Here is a 24,776-nt window from a genome sequence, read left to right as displayed (position 1 = left end):
TGAACTGAACCAATAAAAACGGACAATGACAAAACACCCCCAGTTGTAGATAATTAATCTATGACTGGGGGTGTTCATATGTCAGGGCAAAGAGGAATAAAACATTTTGGAGAACACATTATTCTCGACGTTCTAAAAATGAAAGAAGAAGGCAAAACGAATCGTGAAATTAGCGAGTTCTATGGATTTAAGGATAAATACGTAATCAAAGAACTAATCCGAAGACACAACCGAAAACAAAAGATGATTGAATCTGGAATTATTCCACGGAAAAAAGGCAGACCGCCTAAAAGCTATGTTACCATACAGGATAAAAGAGATAATGAAATCAAGCGTTTAAAGATGGAAAACGAACTATTACGTTCTTTTCTTCAAATCGTTGGAAGGAAGTGAGGCCATCTGTAAAATACATGGCAATTTATAAAAACCAAGACAGCTATTCTATCTCTGCAATGTGTGACTTTTTTGATGTATCACGCAGTGGGTACTATGATTTTGTTCATCGCATGAATCAACCGAATCGCAATGAACGAATCGTAGCAGAAATTGCGGTATGCCAAGAAATATCAAAAAGAACGTATGGATATCGAAGGGTTCATTTGTGGCTTCAACAGAATAGAAATATATTTATTGATCCGAAAACCGTTCTTCGCTTAATGAGCAAATATAATTTATTATCTCAAATTCGCCGACGTAAAAAATACAAGAGAATGCAGCAACAACTTCATAAATATGAAAATCTACTCAATCGTGATTTTGAAGCAACTGCGCCGAATCAGAAATGGGTTACCGACATTTCATACATCCATACACTCCAAGGAATCCTGTATTTATCAATGATACGCGATGCGTTTGATCGCAGTATTATTGCTTATAAAACAGGAACAGAACAAACTGTAAATTTAGTTCTTGAAACAATTCGAACTGCCATGAAAAAGGAAAAAGTCACTACAGAGCTGCAACTCCATAGTGACCAAGGGTTTCAATACACTTCACAGGGGTATTTTAACCTAACTAAAGAGTATGGTATTACACCGTCCATGTCAAGGCGAGGAAATTGTTATGATAACGCATTAGCTGAAAACTTTTTTAGTATTTTGAAAGCAGAATGCATTTCGAGAATACATCTCAAAACATTTGCAGAGGCTAACGAGGTTATCGATGAGTATATCTATTTTTATAATTTTGAACGCATTCAACTAAAAACAAAACTGACACCGTATGAAAAACGATGCCAGTTTGCGTAATTTAAAGCTATTCTACTTCTGGGCGTTTTATTTTATGTACGTTGTTTCTGGTTCAGTTCACGCTATGACAGGGGCGGTGATTTATTTGCAGTTTACAACAATGATAACGCCTGCAACTGCAGGCGCAACTCTGCAGCCGAGCGAAAATGAATGCCCTTAATGCCTAATCGTTTGCTCGCCTCGATATTCTCCAACGTATCGTCAATGAACACCGTTTCCTCTGCCGTCAGTTGGTAGCGCTGCAACAGAGTCTGATAAATTTCCGTTTCCGGTTTTAACAACTTGACTTCATAAGAAAAGATTCCGCCATCAAATACACGAAAAAACAAATGTTTTGCACATACCGCCTCACGCGCCGCCTGGTGAAAATTAGATAAAATCAACAAACGACAGCCCTTCGCCTTCAATTCTTGCAAAATGGCAACGCTGTCCGTTTTCGGCTGCAACAATTCATACCAGTCTTTCATAGCATAACGAATTACTGTTTCAAGCTCCGGGTTGCGACGGACAAACCTTTCTATCGCGTCAGCTTCGCTAATCGTGCCGCGATCCAAAGCAAGCCATTCTTCACTTTGAAAGATAATTTTACACAACCGAATCGCTAACGCTTCATCGTCAATTCGACTGCGTAAATATTCGAGCGGCTCGAATTCTAGCAGCACCCTGCCCAAATCAAATACAACCGTCTTGATCATAGAGTTTTCTCCTTCCCGCCATCGAACTTAACGTATTTCGATTTTCCACCATCGAGAAAAATCAAAGCACTCAACAAAAAAGCCTCCTGATTCCTCAGAAGGCTTGCAAATTCTGGTGGAGATAAGCGGGATCGAACCGCTGACCTCTTGAATGCCATTCAAGCGCTCTCCCAGCTGAGCTATATCCCCATTGTCCGTCATGCACGTTACCGCCGCACGAGCATTGTTAGTATAGCATATCCATAATTCGCTTTGCAACCTTTTTAGTGAACTTTTTTCACTGTCTCTGCCGCTTCCAATATGCGTAAGCGATCCCGGCTACGAGCGTGACAATAATAAATTCTCCGGCTACCTGACGATAATTGACGCGCTTGGCGCCAACCGGCGGCTGAAGGATGAATGCATAACCGAGGTCAATTGTCGCCAATTTTCCGGTATTGCCGACGCTGGCCGGGATCTTGCCCTGCCAAGGCAGAATCGTAAATATCGCTATCAAGGCAATCGCATAGCTGATTTTAAAGATATGTCCTTTCTTCATGCGTAGCCGCCTCCCATTGCCTGCTGCAGTTCATTTAACAAACGCCACGATTCGATTCCACTTCTAATTATAGCAGGTATCGTTTTATTTTCCAGCGAAGCCGCTGATTTCCCTTCTTTTCTCTGGTAAGAAACGCCTCTTTTAAGTATAGTATAGATAAGAACCATACTGCATCTCGCCCGGCAAATGCAGGCTACGAGGAGGGATTCCTATGCGAAACGTAACGATTGATCAGCTTCGCCCCGGAGATATCATCGCCCAGCATATTTTAAGTCAGGACAATTCGATTCTCTTGGCTTCAGGCAGCATCCTTACCGCCAAAACCATCGAAGCGTTGCAGAATTGGCAGATCAAAATTGTCCGCCTACGTGAAGAACAAGACAGTGATGAAGACGTCAAGCTGGCGCTGCAATTTGATGATATCATTCGTCCCTTCCAAGAACTGCCCGATGCCCCGCCAGCACCGCTTCCTGAACAGGTTGGCGAGACTGACGCGCCGCAAAGGAAAGAACCGTTACCACCCTCGATCATCAATGAAAAATCAGCGCGGCAATACGACAGCATTTGCACCAAAGTCGCCGAAATCCTACGTGATCGCCATCTTTACACCAACGTTGCCACCTTGGAATCGATGGCGCATATCGTTCATCGTTTCGCTTCTAGCACACCGGGAGCAATCGGTTATACGTTAAAGCCGACCATATCCGAACCCCCTCTTAGGCGTTTGGCGCTTCACAGTCTGGCGGTCGCGATTATTTCTAACAAATTAGCCTGCCTACTCGGTTACAACGACGAACAGATAAAAACAATCACGCTCGGCGCACTGCTGCACGACATCGGAAAACTCGCGCTGCCGCCGACAATTCTTGATCTGACCCGGCAACGCAGCAATGACGAAGAAGCCTTATACCGCTCTCATGTCAAAGCGGGCGGCGATTTGTTTCTGCGCAAACAGCTTCCGGATGAAGTCCTATCGATCCTCCTGCAGCACCATGAATCGATCGACGGCAGCGGCTTTCCAAAGCAACTCAGGGGCAGCCAACTCAGCATTGCAGCGCAAATCGTCGCACTGGCCAATCGCTTTGATGCGCTGATCCATGACGACAGCGAACTGCCGGATCTTTTCACGATTCGTCCGCGCCTCTTGCGCGACAGCAGCGGAAAGATCACCGCTGACATCATTGATATCTTTGACCGCTATCTGGCGACCTTTACCTACAGCGTCAACGTGCTGCTCAGCGACGGGCGCACAGCCGAAGTGCTTTATACGCATTCCGCATTCCGCTTCCCAGTTGTAAAGACCGGTAACGGCGAACTGCTCGACCTAAACAAGCAGCCCGATTTGAGAATCATCCGCCTTAAAGTGTAACGCATGCGCGCCCCATAAAATACAAAAAAGGTTTGAAACAAAATGTTTCAAACCTTCATTTTTCTGGTGGAGATAAGCGGGATCGAACCGCTGACCTCTTGAATGCCATTCAAGCGCTCTCCCAGCTGAGCTATATCCCCAATAACGTCGCTGCCGCAAGACGGCTTACCGACATTTATTATTATAACGAGATCATTACATAATGTCAATTCTCTTTTCTTCTTTTTCTCGTTTTAACTCTAATAAAAAAGCGCCGCAACTGCGACGCTTTTTTATTTACAGCGCTTTCTCGTCCACTAAATCAATCAGCTGCGCAATTTCCGGTTTGGAAATCTGTCCGTTCGCTCCGAGCGCATCGCCTTTGCGGCGCATTTCTTCATTGATCAGCGAAGAGAAAATAATGACCGGCAAGACCGTCAGATCGCGGTCCTCACGGATTCGTTTCAACAAATGATGTCCATCCATTTGCGGCATTTCGATATCGGTGATGACCATCTGAACCCGCTTTTCGATCGGGGTATCTTCCTTCGTCATCGCCTCCAGCGCTTCCCACGCCTCTTTACCATTGTTGTAAGCCAGAATATTCTCGTAACCGGATGCTTTAAGCGTATTGGTCAGGAGGTCGCGTAGCATATGCGAATCTTCGGCGACAACGATAGTTTTCTTTTTCCGGATGTCGCGACGATCGACAGTAGCCTCCGGCACCGTCGTCAGCTTGATGTTAATCTCCGGATTGATTTCCGATACAATTTTTTCAAAGTCAAGCAAAATAACCATCTTGCTCGCCATTTTAATAATACCGACCACCATTTCCGAATTCGTAATTGTGGGCGGCGGTTCCATCTCCGTCCAAGAAACGCGGTGAATGCGCGAAACTTCGTCGACCAGGAAACCGACATAATAGTTGTTCAGCTCACTGACGATGATGTTTTGGCTTTTCGCGCCGCTGTCTTCCATACCCAGACAACGCGGCAGATTAACGAGCGGCATGACTCTCCCGCGCAAGGTAAAGACGCCGTCCACATACGGATGCGCATTCGGCATCTGCGTAATCGGCACCTGGTTGATCACTTCTCTGACCTTGGCCACATTGATGCCATAATTTACTTTACCAACTGCAAACTCGACAATCTCAAACTCATTGGTGCCTGTTTCCAGTAAAATTCCTTTTTTGTCACTCACTTCACTCATCGTAACGCCTCCAACCTAATCAAATTTATACCGCACCCGAGCCGATCGCCAGAAAACACGGTTAAACTCACTTCTATCAGCATGTTTAACTTCTCTATAAAAGACACTTTTCCTTCTTCTTCGCCCGGTTAAAAAACAAACAAAAAAGAACTTATCACAAGGAATTTTGCAATAAGTTCTCTTATTTATTCTTTCGGCTCAAGCAGCATCGTCCAGCCCTCTTCTTGACGGACTCGCCCGTCGCGCATCAAACGTCCCAGCGAACGTTTAAACGCGGCTTTGCTCATGGAAAATTTTTCCCGCACCACTTCAGCCGACGTAGTATCGCCATACGGCATACGCCCCTGGCGAGCTTCGAGCACATCGAGAATCGCCTGCGCATCTTTGTCGATCGCGTCTTCTTTCGGCAAACGCATGCTGACATTGATGCGGCCGTCTTCCCGAATAAAAGTGACGCGCACCTTTACTTCATGGCCGACCAACAATTGTCCAATCGCTTCACTGCGATGCAAATATGCCAGATAACGCTCCGGCATTACGAATAAAAACCAGCCGTCTTCGCCGGCATTGTAGATCGAAGCCTCTAACCAATCACCCAGCTTTGCCGTTGTTGCCGGTTTAGACGCACGACGCAGTTCATCTTCGACTTCCATCGTGACCGCAGGTCGACCACTTTTATCGGTATATAGTTTGACCCAAATCCGATCGCCCTCTTTGAGACGGCCGCGCATGCCGGCAAACGGCAGAAACACGCCGCGTTCCGCGCCGATATCGACGAAAGCGCCGTCTTTCGTCGTATTGATGACCTGCACGCGGGCGACCTGCCCTTCTTTCATTTTCGGCAGTTTTGTGCTGGCCGCCAGTCGGCCTTTAGGGTCGAGATATAAATAAACCTCCACCTCATCGCCGATTTTGATTTCAGCAGGCATCCGTTCTTTATAAAGCAGAATATCTTCACTGGTATTGCCGGTTCCGCCGTCAAGAAAAGCGCCTAAGTCCGACATGCGGACGACTTTAAGCACCGCGACTTGTCCCGGACTGTACGGGCTGTTGTTTTCAGTCTTCATATACTTCTACCGGGGCATCGGCCCAGAGCCTTTCCAAATTATAGAAAGCACGATCTTCTTCCACAAAGATATGCGCCACGAGATCGCCAAAATCAAGCAATACCCAACGCGCTTCACGATAACCTTCTCGGCGCAGCGCCGATACTTTGACTTTATCCAGCTCTTTCTCAATGTTGTCGGCAATCGCCTGCACTTGCGTCGTCGAAGTCGCACTGGCAATCAGAAAATAATCGGTGACGTTCGATAAACCTTGCATGTTAAGGATCATGATCTCGCTTGCTTTTTTATCACTGGCCGCCTTTGCCGCCAGTCGGGCTATTTTTTCACTGTTATTCGAATCCATAAAACCCCTCCTCATTCTTTATCACTTCCCATTATTGGCATAAAACAATTCATTCACCACTTGCCGCGCATGCTCCTCGTCCGCCTTCCAATACCACTGCCCTTCAAGCGAAACCGCTTGCCCCGGCAAAAGTTCCACTCTCATTTTGCTTAGACTATCGCTGCGAAGGGCTGTAAGCAGTTTGAAAGCAACGCTTGGCGTAAGATCCGTTTTCAAATATTCTCCCGCATGATTCCATAAGTCAGGCAGGCGCGTCACAATCTCCAATTGGAATACTTGTTCCGCCAACGCTTTCATAAAGATTTGCTGGCGCTGCATCCGTCCGATATCGCCCATTTCATCACTGCGGTATTTCACATACTGTCCGGCCTGCAAACCATCCAAATGCTGATAGCCGCGGTTCAAATGAATCTTCAGATCGGAGTATGCATCTTCATAGTTCATATTCTGATCGACATAGATCTCAACGCCGCCAATCAAATCGACCAGCTGGGCAAAATCCTGACAACTCAGTGCTGCATGATAGGCGATCGGAACCTGCAGTGCATGTTCGATCGTTCGCATCGTCAATTCCGCTCCGCCATAGACGTAAGCCTGTCCAAGCCTCTCGACGCCTTGGCGGCCCGGCAGCGTAACCATTGTGTCTCGAGGAATCGACAGTAAATTGACGCTGTTGTCTTCCGGATTGATGCTAAGCAGCATTAAGGCATCCGCCTGCCCCTTCGCCACTGATGATTGATTTGTACTGTCATCAACGCCGATTAACAAGAGCGTAATCCGTTTTCCAGCCTTATCTGCATAAGGAGAGACCGGTTTTACAATTTTCGGCGGCGGCGCCGGCGGCGTAAAAGACTGAACGGCATAAGCCGCACCGCGCACCACGCCCCAGACCATGCCTGCCATGATCAACAGCAATAGCAGCAACCGCCCCCAACGAACTTTTCGTCGTTTTCGTCTCACCCGCTTCACCACTCGTTCAACACCCCTTCTTGCGCTGGCGCAGCTGCAACAGCAGCCAATTTCGCCCCTCCACCGTTGCCGGATGCAATAAAGCACCATGCCGGAGAAGATGAAGGATACTTCCATCAAACGCTTTTAGCAGCGCAGCCTCCAGGTCACGCTCCGCTAACCGCCTTAGCTCGGTGACGCCGGGAAAATCGCGGCCCGGTTCAATCAAGTCCGCCAGATAGAGGATTTGATCCAAACGCGTCATTTGCGGGCCACCGGTCGTATGCAACGCAATCGCCTGCAACACGGCTTCCTTCTTGACGCCGTAACGCAGCCTGGCCCAATTTGCGGCAAGCGCCGCATGCAAAAGCACTGGTTCGGCCTCTTCTTCTACGCCCCATACCAGGCCAGCCTGCTGCGCCGCCAGCATCATTTCCTTATGCGTCAGTTCACGGGCGCAGTCATGCAGCAATCCGGCCAGCATCGCATCTTCGACGTCAACGTCATGCACTTTTGCCAACTTAGCTGCAGTTTCCGCAACCTGCCTCGAATGCGCCAAACGCTTCGGAGTAAGGTGCTCAGCCAACTGACGCAGGATTTCCTGCTGCCGTTGCTTGTTCATCGATACAAGCCCTCTTTCTGAATATAGTGTTCGACCGCTTCCGGCACAATATAGCGCACCGACTTTCCTTGCTTGACGCGCTCACGAATATCGGTCGCGGAAATGGCAAGTTCCGGCGTTTCCAGCCTATGAATGCGGCATGCGCCAAGGTCTCCATAACGCGCGATGACCTCTTCCAGACCATTGCAGCCCGGCCGCGTCGCCGCAACGAATTGGCATAATTCCAACAGTCGTTCGGGTTCGCGCCAAGTCGGCAATTCGATAATGGCATCTGCACCGGTGATGAAATATAAATCGGCCGCCGCGCCATAAATTCTCACCAGTTCGCGAACGGTATCAATCGTATACGAAGGGCCTGAGCGGTTCATTTCAATATCGGAAGCAAAAAAACACGGATGGGACTGTACGGCGAGAACCGTCATCAAATAGCGATGCGACGCTGCCGTCAAGCCGGCGTTCTCTTTATGCGGCGGACTCGCAGCCGGAATGAAGAGCACTCGTTCCAATTGAAATCGGTCGCGTACAGCTTCCGCAATCACCAAGTGTCCAAGATGAATCGGGTCAAACGTCCCGCCCATGATGCCAATCCTGCATTTCTCGATTTTCATAGCCGCAAATCTCCTCGCCACAAAGCAATGCCGATTCCCAACACCAGTGAAATCAAAAGAATCAGGAGCAGCGCTTTGCTGCGATCCAGCACGTCATGCCGCCCTTTCTCCGTATTCAAATAACGCCACCAGCCTAAGAGATATGCTTTGATCATTTCAAACCGTGCCTTCTTTCTTTCCTTAAGCGTCGCTCAGCGTATTTGTCCGTCGCCATAAATGATATATTTGTAACTGGTCAGTTCTGCAAGCCCCATTGGTCCTCTGGCATGCAATTTCTGCGTACTGATGCCGATTTCAGCGCCAAAGCCGAATTCGCTGCCGTCCGTGAAACGGGTCGATGCATTGACGTAAACCGCGGCCGCATCCACTTCTTTTAAAAAACGTTGCGCCGCGTCATAATCTCGTGTGATGATCGCTTCCGAGTGACGCGTGCTGTACCGGTCGATATGATCCAGTGCAACCGAGATATCTTCGACCACTTTGACCGACAAAATATAATCGAGATATTCCGTCGCCCAGTCTTCTTCACTCGCCTCCTGCAGGCCAGAGCCGTACGTCCTCGTTTGCGGGCAGCCCCGCACCTCGACCTTTGCCTCTCGCAGCGCAGCAAGCATTGACGGCAGGAATTCTTTTGCCGCCGCCTGATGAACCAGCAACGTCTCTAATGCATTGCAAACGCCGGGCCGCGACGTCTTCGCGTTCAGAACGATCTTTTGCGCCATCGCCAAATCGGCTGATGCATCAACATACGCATGGCAAATGCCGGTTCCCGTTTCAATCACCGGTACCGTGCTGTTTTCAACGACAGTCCGAATCAGCCCCGCCCCACCGCGCGGAATAATGACGTCCAGATAACGGTTGAGCCGCAGCATTTCGCGCACCGCCTGCCTGTCGGTATTTTCGACAAGCTGAATGCAGCCAAACGGAAGACCGCAGTCTTCTATCTCTTTGGCCAGCACCCGGCTAATCGCCGTATTGGAATGAATCGCTTCCGAACCGCCTCTGAGCAGTGCTGCATTGCCTGCTTTCAGGCACAAGCCGGCCGCATCAACCGTCACATTCGGTCGCGCTTCGTAAATGATGCCGATGACGCCGAGCGGCACCCGCACTTTATTGATGCGCAAACCATTCGGACGTTGCTGCGCGCCGAGGCCTTCACCGATCGGATCCGGCAACTGGGCAATCTGGCGCAGTCCTTGCGCCATCGCTTCAATGCGCTCTTTTGTCAGCAACAATCGATCCAAGAGAGGTTCCGCCAGGCCTTTTGCCCGGCCCTGTTCCATATCCAGCAAATTCGCTGCCATGATTTGACCGGCATGACGTTCCAGACCGTCTGCCATCATGCGTAGCGCCTTGTTTTTCATTTCGGTCGAGAGCGTTGCGAGCTTTCGCGCTGCAGCTTTCGCCGCTTTACCCTTCTCTTCCAATTCCGCGATGCACTCCATTTTGCCACCCCTTTATCCTAGTATCACCATATTATCGCGATGAATCACTTCATCATAACTTTTATAGCCTAAGATATCCGCGATTTCATTGGTATGGCAACCGACAATCCTTGCAACTTCTTCGCTGCTGTAATACGCAATGCCTCGCGCCATTTCACGTCCGGTCAGATTCATGATGCTGATCGTATCGCCCGCTTTAAACGAACCATTGGCCGTTTGAATGCCAGCGGCTAATAGGCTCGCACCATCCGCTAACGCCCGTTCGCAACCGGAGTCAATCGTTACGCTGCCTTTGATCCTGGCGCCGAACGCCAGCCAGCGCTTGCGAATCTGCAAACGGTTCTCACGTGAGACAAACAGCGTTCCGATTTCTTCGCCTGCCGCGATCGCGCTGATCACGCCGTCGCGCGTACCGGTGGCAATCACCATCGGCACGCCGGAACTGACCGCAATCTTAGCCGCCTGCAACTTGGTGTGCATGCCGCCGGTTCCCAGAGTCGACCCGGCGCCGCCAGCCAACGCTTCTATCTCCGGCGACACATCGTGCACCGTCGAAATCAGCGTAGCATCCGGCGTTGTCTGCGGATTTGCCGTGTATAACCCTTCAATGTCGGAAAGGATAATGAGCAAGTCCGCATCCACAATGCTGGCTACCATCGCCGACAGCGTATCGTTATCGCCAATTTTAAGCTCTTCAATGGCTACGGCATCATTTTCATTGATAACCGGAATGACCCCCATAGCAATGAGGGTCAATAATGTATTGCGCGAATTTGCATAACGACTGCGTTTCACTGAATCCTCCCGCGTCAGGAGGACCTGTGCGGCAATCTGCCCGTATTCAGCAAACATTTTTTCGTAGATATGCATAAGAATGCCTTGCCCGACTGCGGCAGCCGCCTGCTTTTCGGGAATCGTACGCGGTCGTTCCTTAAGACCCAAGCGATCTATGCCAACCCCAACGGCGCCGGAAGTCACCAAGATGATCTCCTTGCCTTGATTGACTAAATCCGTCAGTTCGCGTGCCAGGCGATCCACCCGGCCCACGTTCAGTTTTCCCGTAGCATGGGTCAACGTGCTTGTTCCCACCTTGACCACGATCCGTTTGGCTTGCGCTAACTCTTCCCGTCTCAGCATCTGCCATTCCCCCGTTTACGGTAATTCGATTCTTGGATTCTCCGGATGTTTTTTATAAAGCAAGCCGTTGCGCCCAATCATCTGCACTAAGACAGAGTCGGTCGCATCCGCCAATTCGCTGATGGCATCCTTGGGTTCTTCGGCGCAATTCTTCAGCACGCGTACCTTGATCAATTCGCGTGCGCCGATTACGTCCTGCGCACTCGTGACAACCGGCTCCGTGACGCCGCCTTTGCCGATCTGAACCACCGGGTCAAGAGCGCTTCCCAACGAACGCAAATAGCGTTTTTGTTTTCCTGTCAGCATATTTTGCTGTCCTCCTATGTTATGACTTATATTCAAATTCCATATCGCGAATGCGCACCGTATCGCCTTCTTGAATGCCGCGCTCCTTGAGCGCAGCTTCCACTTCCAGGTTGCGCCAAATCTGTTGGAAACGTCGCAGTGCTTCATCATTGTCAAAATTAGTCATCGCGACTAATTTTTCCAACGCCTTGCCATGCACGACATACGCGCCGTCATCGTCGCGCGTAATCGATATTTGCTGCTCCGGTTCCGCTTCATACACTTTAACGTCCGGATCTTGCGCTACTTCCGGCTCTTCAACATAAGCGGCCAAAAGCTGCGACGCACGCTGCATGACTTCCGGCAAACCTTCACCGGTAGCGGCCGAGACCGCGAACACTTCGCGACCTTCCTGCGCCATGAACTCGGCAACACGCTGATAGTTTTCCCGCGCTTCCGGCAGATCCATCTTATTGGCGGCAACAATCTGCGGCCGCTTTAAGAGGCGCGGATTATATTGGCGCAGCTCTTCATTGATTTTATGATAATCTTCGATCGGGTCTCGCCCTTCCTGGCCCGACACGTCAAGGACATGTATGATGACCTTTGTCCGTTCGATATGTCGCAGAAAGTCATGACCAAGGCCGACGCCTTCGTGCGCCCCTTCAATCAGGCCTGGAATATCCGCCAGGACGAAGCTATGCCCTTCACCGAGACTTACAACGCCAAGCACCGGTGTCAACGTTGTGAAATGGTAAGCGGCAATATCCGGTTTTGCGGCAGAAACCACCGAAATGATGCTCGATTTGCCTACGCTCGGATAACCGACGAGCCCGACATCCGCCAGAAGTTTCAGTTCCAGCTGCAATTCGATGCTGACCCCCGGTTCGCCTTTTTCATAAAAAGTCGGCGCACGGTTCACACTGTTCACGAAGCGTGCATTGCCGCGCCCGCCGCGCCCGCCGCGTGCAGCCACAAACTCCTGCCCCTCTTCGGTCAGGTCGGCGATGATTTGTCCTGTTTCTGCATTTTTCACCGTAGTGCCTGGCGGAACTTTGATAAACAAAGGCTCCGCATTATGGCCATGCATGTTCTTCGTTTGTCCGCCGACACCCGCATCCGCCTTAAATTTTCGTTTGTAGCGAAAATCAATCAACGTATTGGTATTGTTGTCGACTTTCAATATGATGTCGCCGCCGCGACCGCCGTCGCCGCCGCTTGGTCCGCCTTTAGGAACATATTTTTCCCGACGGAAACTTGACATGCCGCTGCCGCCATCGCCTGCCGTCACCTGAATTTTAGCCCGGTCAATAAACATGAATCTATCTCCTTTGATTGCCATCCGTTACCGCTTCTTCAGTCGACGATGGTCGTTCTTCCAATGCATCACTAATCAGACGGGGATCTTTGGCCAGTTCGTCGATATAATCCAGCGCCCGTTGGCCTTTGCCCAACTGCAACAAACCATGGATCACCTGCAAATGGTTGATGAAATCATGCCTTTGCTTGCGTAGTGCCTGGACAACCACTTTCTGGATCTCAGACTCACTCATCTGCCATCCCATCCCTTCCTTATCATCGTAGCAATAGAGCCAAACACCCCATTATTCCAATTATACAAAATTCTGCGGAGTTTTCACAGTCCTAACCGCCGTTTGGAGCGCCATTGACACGAAGACACGAAGATTACGAAATCACACGAAAAAAGTGGAACAACGCCGCTTCGTGCACTTCGTCACCTTCGTGTCTTCGTGTTCGAGAATAAAAAAACCTGCGGCCGTATTCGCGGCCGCAGGCGCTTGTTACATAGCCTCTTCGGTTGAATACACACTTACCTGACGGTTGTAGCGACCTTTGCGTTCAAAGGCTACCGTGCCAGGAATCATGGCATACAGAGTGTCATCTTTGCCAATCCCTACGTTATTGCCGGGATGGAAATGAGTTCCCCGTTGCCGCACCAGAATGCTGCCGGAAGTTACCACTTCACCAGCGTGGCGCTTTACACCCAAACGTTTTGCTTCGCTGTCGCGACCGTTACGAGTGCTGCCAACCCCTTTTTTATGTGCAAAAAGTTGCAGATCAAATGTAAACAGAATCATTTTCTCACCTCCTGTGTTCTAATATTCGAACACTGTCCGAACTGCTCTTGGCGATTTCGTTCAATCCCAAGAGCATGGTTTCCAAAATCGCGTCCGTCATTACATCCGGTGCGTCCTGCAGAACCAGAGCCAGTAAGCCTGGTTTAATATCCAACTGCAGCTCGCGTTTCAAATGCCGATTCAGTCCCAACACGGCCGTCTGCGTCAATGCCGAAACCCCTGCACAGACAATATCCTGTCCGCGCGGCGCGGTTCCCGAGTGACCACGAACGGTAAACCCGCTGATGGACCGTGACTTATCGCGTTCAATTTCTATGGTGATCATCCGCTTACGCTTCGATCTTCTCGATAGTTACTTTCGTGAACGGCTGACGATGGCCTTGGCGTCTGCGGTAGTTGGACTTAGCTTTGTATTTAAAGACCAAAATCTTTTTACCTTTGCCGTGACCCTTTACCGTTGCCGTGACTTTTGCGCCTGTGACTAAAGGTTGACCAACTTTTACAGCGCCTTCCTTGACAACAGTCAGGACACGATCAAAAGTTACTGCCTCGCCTTCAGCAAGTTCAAGTTTCTCGATGAAAACTACATCACCTTCAGAAACACGATATTGCTTGCCGCCAGTTTCGATAATTGCGTACATGAAATACACCTCCCTCATTTGAAACTCGCCGGGGATGGTACGGTTAAAACCGATTTGCGACCTTACCCGTGCGGTTGGGATGTAAGCACAACTACTTACAATGTCAGATAATATCACATCTGCTGTGTTTTGTCAATCTTGTTCCGCAAGAAGAAGAAAAACTTCCGGATGCAATTTCGCATCGCCTTCCAGTCTCAGACTGACGCCCATGCTTTGTTCCATTTGCCGCACACTGTCTTTTAAGCGCAAATGCTCTGCCACATCCGGATGGACCTGCAGCAGCAATTTTCCGCGACGTCCCTTCAATTGCCTGAGTCGACGCCAGATTTGGATGACGACCGTTTCCGGCGACTGTACGCGCCCTCGGCCCTGACAGCAGGGACAGCTGCGATGCTGCAAGTTTTCTGCGTTTTGTCTGGCTTTTTTGCGCGTGATCTCAACCAGACCAAGCGAAGTAAAACCAAGGACATTCGCGCGCGTTCGATCCTGCCGCAAATAGCCGTTTAAAATTTCGAGTACGGCGTGTTGCTTTTCTTCGCCTTCCATATCGATAAAATCGACAATGATGATGCCGCCGATATCTCTGAGCCGGAGCTGGCGCGCGATTTCCGCCGCCGCCTCCTGGTTAGTGCGAAACACGGTGTCCGCCAGACTCGTGTCGCCGGTAAAGCGACCGGTATTGACGTCAATCACCGTCAGCGCTTCAGTGTGATCGATGACCAGATAGCCGCCGCAGCGAAGCGGCACCTCGCGCTGCGATAATTGACTCATTTCCTCTTCGAGCCCCCGACTGAGAAACAGATCCGCGCCGCCTTCATATAAGACCACTCTTTTCGCCAGCTCCGGATCACTGAAACGAAGCAGTTCCACCATCCGGCTATGCGTTTCACGATGATCGACAATCAATTGATCGACATCGCGCGCCAAATGGTCGCGCACAATGCGGATCGCAAGATCCACATCACGGTATAAGAGCGTTGGCGCCTGTGCGATTTGCGCCCGCGCCTGCAACGTCTGCCAGAGGTTTTTCAAATATGCGACGTCATTGCGAAGTTCATCGCCCTGACAGCCGTCCGCCACCGTCCGGACAATCATTCCCATACCCTCCGGGCATGCCGCCTCGGCCAGAAGACGCAGGCGTTCGCGCTCTTCTTCCGATTCGATCCGCCGCGATATCGCCACATGATCGCCGGTCGGCAAGAGTACCACATAACGCCCCGGCAACGTCAGGTTCGTCGTTGCGCGCGGCCCCTTGCTGCCGATTGCATCCTTGACCACCTGCAGCAACACTTCTCGCCCAACGGAAAAAGCGCTTAATTCCTGGTCGCCAATATATAAAAACGCATTCTTATCTCTGCCGATATCGACAAAAACCGCTTGCATCCCCGGCAGGACATTTTTGATCCGTCCTTTATACACGCAACCGACCGGACTGCTGCCTGCGTTCCTCTCCAGTACCAATTCCGCCAAACGCCCGCCCTCCAAGAGAGCCATCCGCGTTTCCTCCGGCGTCACATTGACAAGTATCTCCTTGTCCATCGGTCCATTCCTCCTGTTGCCGTCACACTTCCAAAGGTGTCAGCCAAGGTTCTTTTCCCTCCACGTACAAGCCCAATCGATGACACAATGCGCTTTCAGCGATTTCGCGCGGCAGCGCAAAATTTTGGCTGAGTACCTCTACGATTTCGCCCGGCTTGACGCTGCCTTTCGCCGTAACGTTCAAGCGCAGCTGCAAAACGATTCCCGGAGTTTCACACCGCCAAGAAAGGGGCTCGGCAACAAAATTTTTCACGTCAATCTCACGCCGGCTCTTCGGTGTGACTTTCGTGTACGGCGCGGTCTCGGCCGCATTGAAAGCATTGAACGAAGCTTCCACCTCAGCGATCTGCTCTGGCGCCAACGAAAGACGGATCTCATATTCCACCAGATTGATCTGCGCCATCATGGCAGGCGTGCCCTGCGGCATATAACGGGCAGCCCGCACAGCAAGGCCTTCCGGTAGGACTGCCTGCAACCGCTCCATCGCCTCTGCCAGATCAACGCGTTCCACTAACTCTAAATCCATATACTCGGCCGCACCGGTCACGCCGACCGGCAAGGCCGAGGCAAAAGCCAATTTCATATGCGGGTTGAAACCTTCCGAATACGCGACCGGCAATTTAGCACGGCGCACCGCTTTTTCCCAGGCTCCCGCAACATCGAGGTGAGAAATATAGCGAACTGCATCCCCTTTGGTAATTTCCAAACGCAACTTTTCCATCAGGCATTATCCTCCCAGTCCACCACTTTTACTTTCAAATCAGGGCATACGCCGCATGCGCTGCACTCGCCGCGCCGACAATCCGGCGTAAACTCAGCCGCCACCGCTTTTTGGTATTCCTTTTTCAAAAAAGCGGCATCCGCGCCGCAAGACAGATGCTGCCATGGCAACACCTCATCCATTTCGCGCACGCGGCTGGCATAAAATTCGGGCGTCAAACCGGCTTCGGCAAGTGCCGCCAGCCAAATATCGTAGCGGAAATATTCTGACCAGCCGTCAAACTTTGCGCCTTTTTGCCATGCCAGATACAAAACCTTGCCCAACCGCCGATCGCCGCGGGCAAACACGCCTTCCATAAAACTCGTCTTGGCATCATGCCAGTTAAAGGTGATGCTGCGCTCGCGGTACAGACGGTCACGAAGCAGTTGTTGCTTGCGCGCCAATTCGGCCATGCCATGCTGATCCACCCATTGAAACGGCGTGTGCGGCTTCGGTACGAATGAAGAAACGCTGACGGTGACCTTTGCGCCGCGTCGCCCTTTGACTTCCTTGTAAGCATTTAGAACCTTATAAGCCAAGTCGGCAATACCCAAAACATCTTCATCCGTTTCGGTCGGCAGACCGATCATGAAGTATAACTTCACGGTCGACCAGCCGGCGGCAAACGCAGCCTTTACCGCATTCATCAAGTCTTCTTCCGTCACGCCCTTATTAATGACGTCGCGCATCCGCTGCGTTCCGGCTTCCGGAGCAAACGTCAGGCTGCTCTTTCTCACTTCCTGTACCTGGTTGGCCAGTTCTACGGAAAAACTGTCGATACGAAGTGAAGGCAAAGAAACGCTGACGCCTTGCTCCTTCAGTCCCTCTTGCAATTGACTGACCAGCGGATGCAGGCAGGAATAATCCGCAGAGCTGAGCGAGGTCAGTGAAATCTCATTATAACCGGTCGCATCGGCCATTTGTTTCGCCTGATTCAGCAACGTCTCCATTCTTTTTTCCCGTACCGGGCGATAAATGACGCCCGCCTGGCAAAAACGACAGCCGCGGGTGCAGCCGCGAAACAACTCCAGCATGATCCGGTCATGAACCACATCAATATAAGGTACGACCGGCGTCATTGCCACCGGCGCCGCGTCGAGATCGGCCAGCAATCGCTTTTTCACCACCGGCTTAGACGCATCGCTTAACGGCGTAATCGCTTTTACACGGCCATCTGCTTCATAACTGACTGCATATAAAGACGGTACATACACGCCTTCAAGCGTCGCCAGTTGTAAGAGCAGTTCCTTGCGCCCGCCAGGACGTCCCTCCTTCTTCCAGCGCCCGACAAGCGCCGCCAGCTCAAGAACCACTTCTTCGCCTTCGCCGATAATGAGACAATCAAAAAAGTCGGCCATGGGTTCCGCATTAAAAGCGCACGGCCCGCCGCCGATAACCAAAGGTTCCGCTTCACCGCGCTCGGCAGCCAACAGCGTTATCCCCGCCAAATCAAGCATGTTCAAGACATTGCTGTAGCTAAGCTCATATTGCAGTGAAAAGCCCACCACATCAAAAGCGTGAATCGGTACTTGACTCTCTAAGCTATATAACGGCAGCTGCGCTGCACGCATCTCTCTTTCCATGTCAACCCATGGTGCATATACGCGCTCCGCCAGCATCGCTTCCTGCGCATTGATGACCTGATACAAAATTTTCAGACCAAGGTTCGACATGCCGACTTCGTAAACGTCCGGCAAAGCCAAAGCAACCGTCACATCCATCGCCGCAAACTCTTTGCGCACCGCATTTAATTCCTGACCGGTATAACGGGCCGGTTTGATCACGCGACTAAGAATCGTCGCTGGAACTTCTACTTTCATTTCTAACCCTCCAAAATATAAGCGCCCTTCGGCCTGTATTGAAAATCACGGCACCCTTACCTTCTGCTGTTAAAAAGGTAAGGGTGTCTCCGCATTTGACTAGAACATTATTTTTTGCCTTCGCATGTAGATGTTAAGCAACAAACCGATGGCCATCAGATTTGTCGTCAATGCGCTGACGCCATAACTCATTAGCGGCAGCGGGATACCGGTAACCGGCATGATTCCAGCCGTCATTCCGACATTGACCAAGACGTGAAAGCCCAGCATCGATGTGATCCCGACTGCAAGCAGCGTGCCGAAATCATCTTTTGCCGTCGAGGCAATTTTGATGCCGCGGTACAATAAGATAAGATAGAGCACCAAGATCAATGCCGCACCGACAAAGCCCAATTCTTCACCGATTACGGCAAAGATAAAGTCCGTATGGTTTTCCGGCAAGAAATTCAACTGGCTCTGCGTACCGCCGAACAGGCCTTTACCGAGCAGCATGCCTGAGCCAATCGCAATTTTTGATTGAATGATGTGATAACCGGAACCGAGTGGATCGACATTCGGATCGATAAACACCGATAAGCGCATTTTTTGATAATCCTTAAGAAAGTGCCAAAAAATCGGCATCAACACGGTCGCTCCGCCGAATAACATCATCAATAAGCGTCCGTTAATGCCAGCGACAAAGATCATGCCAAACAAAATAGCCATGAAGACCAATGCCGTCCCTAAATCCGGCTGTTTTAAGACCAGAATAAACGGAATGCCGACATAGAGAAAGATCGGAAGAATATCGCGCCACTGATTCAGTCCGCCTTTTCGATCTTCCAGCATTTGCGCCAAGGCAATGATCATGATCAACTTAGAAAACTCCGATGGCTGCAGATTGATCGGACCGATTTGAATCCACCGCTGCGCCCCCAGCGCAGAATGGCCGACGAACATGACTGCCAGCAGCATGACAAGATTCAGACCGTACAACCACGGCGCCACTCGTTTCAAACTATTGTAGTCGACATTCAAAAATAAAAACATCAGCAAAATATTAACCAACGCAAATACCCCCTGGCGTTGGACATAATAAAATTGCTCGCTGCCGGGCGTATTGGCATGCGTCGCACTGCTGATAATCATGAGACTGACGCCGATCAACAAGACAACCACGCCAATCAACACAAAATCGAGGTTGCGCAATAAACGTTCATTCAACATCTTGATTCCTTGCCTTCCTGCGATAAATAGTCGTGATATCTGTTCCATTATAATGGCAATTTCCGCCACCGTCCAGTAGCAGTACAGCTCGAAGCAAAGGAGCATGGCCCCAAGGAGGAACCATGCTCCAACAATTTTACTCCCGTTCCAGTACGCCGCGTTTCATTCGGTTCACCGGAATATTAGCCACCAATGCCACCGAGGTTTTGCTGTTGGTCAGATTGATTTCCATGTCTTTTTCATTGATATCCATATAATTAGAAATGACTCTGATCATGTCATCTTTCAAAATTTCCATGAATTGTGGCGACACGTTGACCCGATCATGCACCAGCACCAGGCGAAGCCGTTCTTTGGCAATATCCTTTGAGCGGTTCGATTCCTTCCCAAACAGGCGCTGAATTAAATCCAGCATGCTTCACGCACCTCCTATAGCTTAAACAATTTTTTCAATCTATGAAAGAAGCCGTCTTCTTCTTTGAGCGTCATCAATGGGACTTCTTCGCCCAGCAAACGACGCACGATATTTTTATACGCTTCGCCGGCCAGTGAGACTGGATTGGAAACCGCAGGCTCGCCCCGGTTTGTCGAAACGACGATGTACTCATCTTCCGGTATGATGCCCAGCAATTTGATCGCCAGAATCTCATTGATATCGTCAATGTCCATCATGTCGCCTTTTTTCACCATGTGCGGCCGAATCCGGTTGACGATCAGCTGCGGATCATGTTTGCCCGCCGATTCCAACAAGCCAATGATTCTGTCGGCATCACGCACCGCCGAAACTTCCGGCGTAGTGACAATAATTGCGCGATCCGCGCCAGCAATGGCATTCTTGAAACCCTGTTCAATTCCCGCCGGGCAATCGATCAGAACGATGTCAAATTCCTGCACCAATTCGGCAGTCAGCTGCTTCATCTGCTCGGGATTGACCGCATTTTTATCCCGCGTCTGCGCCGCCGGCAGCAAATAAAGATTTTCAAAGCGCTTATCGCGGATCAAGGCCTGCTTTAAGCGACAGTTGCCCTCGGTCACATCGACCAAATCATAAACGATGCGATTTTCCAGCCCCATGACAACATCTAAATTTCTTAGTCCGATATCGGCGTCAACCAATACAACCTTTTTGCCTTGCAGTGCAAACCCCGTACCCAAGTTAGCCGTCGTGGTCGTTTTTCCCACGCCGCCTTTACCGGATGTAACGACGATGACTTCCCCCATCTATGAATGCCTCCGTTCTATTCTTCCTCGGTCAATTCAGCCTCGCCGGTGCAATGATCACTTTACCGGCTTCAATATATGCCATTTCCGCCTGCTCCGGCAGCGCTAAATTATCCGGCGCCCGAGCAATTAAACCGGCAATGCGGATTTGCGCGGCGAGCAAGCGTTTTGCCGTGATCGTAGCATTTTTGTCGCCATAGGCTCCCGCATGGACAATACCCCGGCAGGTTCCGTTAATGGTCACATTGCCGCCGGCAATGACTTCACCGCCTGGGTTGACATCGCCATTGACCACGACCGCACCGCTGTAAATGATCTCCTGGCCGCCTCTGATCGTACGCGAGACTACCAGTTCCTGTCCGCTGTCCGCCTCTTCCCACTCGGCCTGCGCAGTCGGCACGACCGGCGGCAACGTTTCCTCGGTCTCAAAACGCAAGCCAAAGCCTTCCAACAGGCTGCTAAGATCTTGCAGCTGCCGATCGGTAAGCGTCGCCGGAGCCTTGATTTTTGCGCCTTCGGTGAAAAAATCAATTGCCGACTCCAGCTTGCTGCGCAAGTGCGTCAGAATCACATCAAAATCCACTGAAGAATCAATCACCAGTTGCAATCCATGACGACTGCCTTTAAAAACTACACATTCCCGCATGGCACCTTCTCCTAAAGCAGCAGATAATAATCTGTAACTCTAATTCGCTCTTTCCCGCCAAATTCCTGCTGCCGATTCTTTTTGCCTGTAAATAACCGGAGGATCGCCTCCTCCGGTTATAAGACCGTATGCCGCTGATACAATTGTGCACCTTCTACCGGCGGCTGGTTCAGATTAAACGCGGCTTCCAACATTTTGCGCGCAATCGGCGCCGCGGCGCCCGCGCCAAAGCCGCCTTGCTCAACTAAGACGGCAATCGCAATCCGCGGATTATCATACGGCGCATAGGCGACAAACCAGCCGTGGTCGCTGCCGTGCGGATTTTCAGCCGTACCGGTCTTACCGGCAATGGCAACCGGAAAATCTTTGAATGCACCATATCCCGTACCGCCTTCTTGCGCAACATCACGCAGCGATTCACGGATCAATTGCAGCGTCTTTGCAGAAACTTCAAGTTTACCGATTTCTTCCGGCTGGAAGTTTTGCAACACCTCGCCGTGCGAACCGGTAATCTTGCTGACCAAGTACGGACGGTAACGATGGCCGCCATTGGCAATCTCGCTCATCACGACCGCCACCTGCAGCGGCGTCGTCAGCTGAAATCCCTGTCCGATTGCCGCGTCAAACGTCTCCGATAAGTACCATTCTTCATTATAGACTTTTTCCTTATAGCGGCGATTAGCAACCAAGCCGTCGCTTTCGCCCTGCAGCTTGATGCCGGTCAAAGCGCCGAGACCAAACATGCGCGCATATTTTTCCAGATTATCAATACCCAGACGATTGCCCATTTCATAAAAATATACATTGTCTGATTTGGACAGCGCTTCGCGGAAATTGATCCAGCCCAGCGCTTCGCCTTCGGCATTGCCTTTGGGAATAATCCAATGGTGACCACTGTCGAAGATTTTCTCCTCCGGCGTTACTTTACCTAATTCAAGCGCTGCCGTGCCAGTCACAATCTTAAAGGTTGAGCCTGGCGGATATTCGCCGGCGATTGTCTTATTATCCATCGGATGAAACGGGTTTTCATTCAACGCCTTCCAATCCTTTTCCGAAATGCCTTTGGCAAAAAGATTAGGATTGAACGCCGGACGGCTTACCATCGCCAACACTTCACCGGTCTGTGGATTCAAAGCGATGGCCGCTGCCGCCTTGGCATTGCGAAACTCACTCTTCGTTTGCAAATAGTTAAGTTGCGCTTCCACGGCTTCCTCTGCCGCTTTTTGAATCCGGTAATCGATCGTCAGCACGAGATTTTTTCCCGGTACCGTTTCCTTTTTCCCCAAAACATTGACAGGCCGCCCCGTAACGTCAACCTCTACCTGATCGCCGCCGTCGACGCCTCTCAGTTCACGGTCGTATACTTTTTCCAAGCCAAACTTGCCGACTATGTCGCCCGATTTATATCCGTTTGCCTTCAACCGTTCCAATTCCACATCATTTATTTCGCTGACATAGCCAAACAAATGCGCTGCGCTTTCATTATAAATATAATTGCGAATCGGTTGGATTTCGATCACGACGCCTGGAAGCTCAGAACGCCGCTCTTCAATCCGCGTCACCATTTCCGGACCGATGTCGGCCTTGATGCGAATCGGATCGAATGAGCCGCTGTGCTGTTTCAGCTTAGACTTGATATCCTCCGCGGACATCGCCAGCATCGGCGCTAATTTTTCAATTACACCTTCCGGAATCGGACCGGCAATCGGCAAGAGCGAAACAATAAAGCCGGGCCGGTTAGAAACGAGCAGCGAGCCGTTACGGTCATACAAAAGGCCGCGCGGCGCCATGGCCGGGATGATCCGAATCCGGTTCCCATCCGCCATCTTACTGTAATAGTTCCCCTGATAAATTTGCAGGTAAGCCAGGCGGCTGATCAAGGCAATAAAAATTAAAACAATGATAACAGCCAGGATATCCAGCCGATTATGAATGATTTTTCCCCGCACTGACTCACCTCCTTTATTCAATCACTTTAAAGATTCGTTGCATGAAACGATGTACCAAAAGCGCCAGCACCATATTGTAAGCGGCGCTCGGCAATATCACATTTGACAAGCTGTTCAGCCAGCTGATCTTCTGCCCCAGCATCGCCAGAAGCAACAAAATCAAGACTCCGGCTGCAATCGAGGTCGCGCCGGCCGCCAGAATCGGCAGTAAGCGATTATCCTTGTAAACCTTGCCTTCCGTCATGCCGAGGGCATAGCCGATCGTCAATTTGCTCAACAAATGCAAGCCGAAAAAACCGCCTGCCGCCAAATCCTGCAGCAAACCACAAGAAAAGCCCATCGCAACGCCGTAATTTCGCCCGCCGATCAAAGCGGCCGAAACAACTACAAGCAGCATAAGATCCGCTTTGCCGCCTTGAACGGCCAGCATCGGAATTACAGTGGACTGCAACGCCAACAACGCGATGATGCAAACGCCCCAAAGCGTGATTTCCCTCATGATGGCCCTCCAACACTTTGCGCAAGCGGCTTTGCTTCCTGGCCCGGCAACACCGGCAACGGCTCGCGTGATTTTATAATCACGCTCACTTCCTCCAGCTGGTTAAAGTTAACCGCCGGATGAATGACTGCCAGTTTAAGCAACCCGCCTTCATTATTGACGACGTCTTTTACCTCGCCGACCAAAAGGCCCTTCGGATAAATCCCGCCATAACCGGACGTCACGATCCGGTCTCCCTTGATAATATCGGCATCACGCGGAATGTTGACCATCTTCGGTTGAAAGGGATCATTCCCGTTTCCTTCCACAATGGCAGCCACCCTCGATTCCGGTCGCTGCACAATAGCACCTACCGCACTGCGCGGATCAAGCATCAGCTGTATCCGCGCGGTGCTATTATGCACGGAGACAACGTTGCCAACCAAACCTTGCGCCGTAACGACCGGCATATCTTTGGCGATCCCGTCGGCGCTGCCTTTATTGATAATGATGCTTTGCGTCCAGGTTCCCGGGTCACGTGCGATAATCGCCGCTATCACCATGTCAAACTGCGGTGCCGAGCGCTTATACTCAAGCATGGAACGCAAACGGATGTTTTCCGCTTCCACTTCACTGCGTTCCAGCACTTCCTGACGCAGTTTATCGCGTTCCGCTTTCAATGCCTGGTTCTCTTCATAAGTTCCCCACAGGTCGCCTATCGTCGTGCTGGCGTGACGGGTCGCAACTCCGGCCTTGCCGGTGAGATACTCAATCGGCGCTAAAAGCGTCGTAATCACACCTTCTGAAATGGAAAAGCCGATCCGCCCTTCCGCCGCTCCATTCGCTAAAAACAGCACCAAAAACAACAGGAGCAATAAAGCTACCGTCTTATTATACAAAAAGCGCACGTCATGTCACCTCG

General features: G+C 50.7%; 30 protein-coding genes, 2 tRNA genes and 1 other annotated feature. Of the genes, 3 read left to right on the top strand and 29 right to left on the bottom strand.

Going from position 1 to position 24,776, the window contains the following annotated elements:
- Positions 1-78: 78 nt before the first annotated feature.
- Together QTL79_RS15860 and QTL79_RS15855 are read left to right on the top strand one after the other, a co-directional pair.
- Positions 79-393 (top strand): hypothetical protein, encoded by a 315-nt coding sequence (locus QTL79_RS15860; protein ID WP_346353978.1) that lies wholly within the window; start codon positions 79-81, stop codon positions 391-393.
- 17 nt (positions 394-410) lie between these two features.
- Positions 411-1,247 carry an IS3 family transposase gene (locus QTL79_RS15855; protein ID WP_346353979.1) on the top strand — a complete coding sequence of 279 codons (837 nt, stop codon included), beginning with the start codon at positions 411-413 and terminating at the stop codon, positions 1,245-1,247.
- A 92-nt stretch (positions 1,248-1,339) separates the two neighbouring features.
- On the opposite strand, the gene QTL79_RS15850 is transcribed toward QTL79_RS15855, so the two are convergent.
- From QTL79_RS15850 to QTL79_RS15840, 3 genes are all read right to left on the bottom strand, one after another.
- A complete protein-coding gene (locus QTL79_RS15850) occupies positions 1,340-1,942 on the bottom strand; it encodes an HAD family hydrolase (protein WP_346355938.1) in 603 nt (200 codons plus the stop codon).
- Between the two features lie 113 nt (positions 1,943-2,055).
- Positions 2,056-2,131, bottom strand: a tRNA-Ala gene (locus tag QTL79_RS15845).
- Positions 2,132-2,219: 88 nt separating this feature from the next.
- A complete protein-coding gene (locus tag QTL79_RS15840) occupies positions 2,220-2,480 on the bottom strand; it encodes a hypothetical protein (protein WP_346355937.1) in 261 nt (86 codons plus the stop codon).
- A 211-nt stretch (positions 2,481-2,691) separates the two neighbouring features.
- On the opposite strand from QTL79_RS15840, the gene QTL79_RS15835 reads away from it, so the two are divergent.
- On the top strand, positions 2,692-3,849 hold the full coding sequence (locus QTL79_RS15835) for an HD-GYP domain-containing protein (protein WP_346355936.1): 1,158 nt from the start codon (positions 2,692-2,694) through the stop codon (positions 3,847-3,849).
- Positions 3,850-3,913: 64 nt separating this feature from the next.
- Here the strand turns inward: QTL79_RS15835 and QTL79_RS15830 are convergent.
- The 26 genes from QTL79_RS15830 to mreC all read right to left on the bottom strand — a co-directional run bounded on the left by QTL79_RS15830 (position 3,914) and on the right by mreC (position 24,762).
- Positions 3,914-3,989: transfer RNA gene (locus tag QTL79_RS15830), tRNA-Ala, on the bottom strand.
- Positions 3,990-4,125: 136 nt separating this feature from the next.
- Positions 4,126-5,040: a chemotaxis protein gene (locus QTL79_RS15825; protein WP_346355935.1), complete on the bottom strand. Its 915-nt coding sequence runs from the start codon at positions 5,038-5,040 to the stop codon at positions 4,126-4,128.
- A gap of 185 nt (positions 5,041-5,225) precedes the next feature.
- Positions 5,226-6,107, bottom strand: coding sequence for a CvfB family protein (locus QTL79_RS15820; protein WP_346355934.1), 882 nt, complete (start codon positions 6,105-6,107; stop codon positions 5,226-5,228).
- A complete protein-coding gene (rsfS, locus tag QTL79_RS15815) occupies positions 6,097-6,450 on the bottom strand; it encodes a ribosome silencing factor (RefSeq protein WP_346355933.1) in 354 nt (117 codons plus the stop codon). The genes QTL79_RS15820 and rsfS overlap by 11 nt, the downstream gene beginning before the upstream one ends.
- Positions 6,451-6,471: 21 nt before the next feature.
- A complete protein-coding gene (locus QTL79_RS15810) occupies positions 6,472-7,410 on the bottom strand; it encodes an LCP family protein (RefSeq protein ID WP_346355932.1) in 939 nt (312 codons plus the stop codon).
- 16 nt (positions 7,411-7,426) lie between these two features.
- Positions 7,427-8,020: a bis(5'-nucleosyl)-tetraphosphatase (symmetrical) YqeK gene (gene yqeK / locus QTL79_RS15805; RefSeq protein ID WP_346355931.1), complete on the bottom strand. Its 594-nt coding sequence runs from the start codon at positions 8,018-8,020 to the stop codon at positions 7,427-7,429.
- Positions 8,017-8,628: a nicotinate-nucleotide adenylyltransferase gene (nadD, locus tag QTL79_RS15800; RefSeq protein WP_346355930.1), complete on the bottom strand. Its 612-nt coding sequence runs from the start codon at positions 8,626-8,628 to the stop codon at positions 8,017-8,019. Before nadD ends, yqeK begins: the two co-directional genes overlap by 4 nt.
- On the bottom strand, positions 8,625-8,783 hold the full coding sequence (locus QTL79_RS15795) for a hypothetical protein (RefSeq protein ID WP_346355929.1): 159 nt from the start codon (positions 8,781-8,783) through the stop codon (positions 8,625-8,627). Before QTL79_RS15795 ends, nadD begins: the two co-directional genes overlap by 4 nt.
- Before the next feature lie 36 nt (positions 8,784-8,819).
- A complete protein-coding gene (locus tag QTL79_RS15790) occupies positions 8,820-10,073 on the bottom strand; it encodes a glutamate-5-semialdehyde dehydrogenase (RefSeq protein ID WP_346355928.1) in 1,254 nt (417 codons plus the stop codon).
- Positions 10,074-10,085: 12 nt separating this feature from the next.
- A complete protein-coding gene (gene proB / locus QTL79_RS15785) occupies positions 10,086-11,210 on the bottom strand; it encodes a glutamate 5-kinase (RefSeq protein ID WP_346355927.1) in 1,125 nt (374 codons plus the stop codon).
- 15 nt (positions 11,211-11,225) lie between these two features.
- Positions 11,226-11,516 (bottom strand): ribosome assembly RNA-binding protein YhbY, encoded by a 291-nt coding sequence (yhbY, locus tag QTL79_RS15780; protein ID WP_346355926.1) that lies wholly within the window; start codon positions 11,514-11,516, stop codon positions 11,226-11,228.
- Positions 11,517-11,535: 19 nt separating this feature from the next.
- Positions 11,536-12,813 (bottom strand): GTPase ObgE, encoded by a 1,278-nt coding sequence (gene obgE, locus QTL79_RS15775; protein ID WP_346355925.1) that lies wholly within the window; start codon positions 12,811-12,813, stop codon positions 11,536-11,538.
- Between the two features lie 4 nt (positions 12,814-12,817).
- Positions 12,818-13,048, bottom strand: a complete 231-nt coding sequence (locus tag QTL79_RS15770) for a Spo0B domain-containing protein (protein ID WP_346355924.1) — start codon at positions 13,046-13,048, stop codon at positions 12,818-12,820.
- A 249-nt stretch (positions 13,049-13,297) separates the two neighbouring features.
- Positions 13,298-13,588 carry a 50S ribosomal protein L27 gene (rpmA, locus tag QTL79_RS15765; protein WP_346355940.1) on the bottom strand — a complete coding sequence of 97 codons (291 nt, stop codon included), beginning with the start codon at positions 13,586-13,588 and terminating at the stop codon, positions 13,298-13,300.
- Between the two features lie 10 nt (positions 13,589-13,598).
- Positions 13,599-13,919, bottom strand: coding sequence for a ribosomal-processing cysteine protease Prp (locus QTL79_RS15760; RefSeq protein WP_346355923.1), 321 nt, complete (start codon positions 13,917-13,919; stop codon positions 13,599-13,601).
- A gap of 4 nt (positions 13,920-13,923) precedes the next feature.
- Positions 13,924-14,235 (bottom strand): 50S ribosomal protein L21, encoded by a 312-nt coding sequence (gene rplU / locus QTL79_RS15755; RefSeq protein ID WP_346355922.1) that lies wholly within the window; start codon positions 14,233-14,235, stop codon positions 13,924-13,926.
- A gap of 11 nt (positions 14,236-14,246) precedes the next feature.
- Positions 14,247-14,321: a sequence feature (ribosomal protein L21 leader region), on the bottom strand.
- A gap of 46 nt (positions 14,322-14,367) precedes the next feature.
- Complete coding sequence (locus QTL79_RS15750) at positions 14,368-15,774, bottom strand: Rne/Rng family ribonuclease (protein ID WP_346355921.1); 1,407 nt, start codon at positions 15,772-15,774, stop codon at positions 14,368-14,370.
- A gap of 22 nt (positions 15,775-15,796) precedes the next feature.
- Positions 15,797-16,495: a TIGR03936 family radical SAM-associated protein gene (locus QTL79_RS15745; RefSeq protein WP_346355920.1), complete on the bottom strand. Its 699-nt coding sequence runs from the start codon at positions 16,493-16,495 to the stop codon at positions 15,797-15,799.
- Entirely contained in the window at positions 16,495-18,354 is a 1,860-nt protein-coding gene (locus tag QTL79_RS15740; RefSeq protein ID WP_346355919.1) for a TIGR03960 family B12-binding radical SAM protein, read from the bottom strand. The genes QTL79_RS15745 and QTL79_RS15740 overlap by 1 nt, the downstream gene beginning before the upstream one ends.
- A gap of 99 nt (positions 18,355-18,453) precedes the next feature.
- Positions 18,454-19,560, bottom strand: a complete 1,107-nt coding sequence (gene rodA, locus QTL79_RS15735; protein WP_346355918.1) for a rod shape-determining protein RodA — start codon at positions 19,558-19,560, stop codon at positions 18,454-18,456.
- A 136-nt stretch (positions 19,561-19,696) separates the two neighbouring features.
- Positions 19,697-19,975 carry a cell division topological specificity factor MinE gene (gene minE / locus QTL79_RS15730; RefSeq protein ID WP_346355917.1) on the bottom strand — a complete coding sequence of 93 codons (279 nt, stop codon included), beginning with the start codon at positions 19,973-19,975 and terminating at the stop codon, positions 19,697-19,699.
- A 14-nt stretch (positions 19,976-19,989) separates the two neighbouring features.
- Positions 19,990-20,781: a septum site-determining protein MinD gene (gene minD / locus QTL79_RS15725; protein WP_346355916.1), complete on the bottom strand. Its 792-nt coding sequence runs from the start codon at positions 20,779-20,781 to the stop codon at positions 19,990-19,992.
- Between the two features lie 31 nt (positions 20,782-20,812).
- Positions 20,813-21,427 carry a septum site-determining protein MinC gene (minC, locus tag QTL79_RS15720; RefSeq protein WP_346355915.1) on the bottom strand — a complete coding sequence of 205 codons (615 nt, stop codon included), beginning with the start codon at positions 21,425-21,427 and terminating at the stop codon, positions 20,813-20,815.
- A 116-nt stretch (positions 21,428-21,543) separates the two neighbouring features.
- Positions 21,544-23,376: a penicillin-binding protein 2 gene (mrdA, locus tag QTL79_RS15715; protein ID WP_346355914.1), complete on the bottom strand. Its 1,833-nt coding sequence runs from the start codon at positions 23,374-23,376 to the stop codon at positions 21,544-21,546.
- A gap of 13 nt (positions 23,377-23,389) precedes the next feature.
- On the bottom strand, positions 23,390-23,875 hold the full coding sequence (gene mreD / locus QTL79_RS15710; RefSeq protein WP_346355913.1) for a rod shape-determining protein MreD: 486 nt from the start codon (positions 23,873-23,875) through the stop codon (positions 23,390-23,392).
- The gene (gene mreC, locus QTL79_RS15705) at positions 23,872-24,762 is read right to left on the bottom strand and encodes a rod shape-determining protein MreC (RefSeq protein ID WP_346355912.1); all 891 of its coding nucleotides are present in this window, start codon (positions 24,760-24,762) and stop codon (positions 23,872-23,874) included. The genes mreD and mreC overlap by 4 nt, the downstream gene beginning before the upstream one ends.
- Positions 24,763-24,776 lie beyond the last annotated feature (14 nt).

This window comes from Azotosporobacter soli (assembly GCF_030542965.1).
Lineage (GTDB): Bacteria > Bacillota > Negativicutes > SG130 > SG130 > Azotosporobacter > Azotosporobacter soli.
Note: the sequence above shows the minus strand (reverse complement) of the source record. Positions and strands in the feature narration are given on the sequence as shown.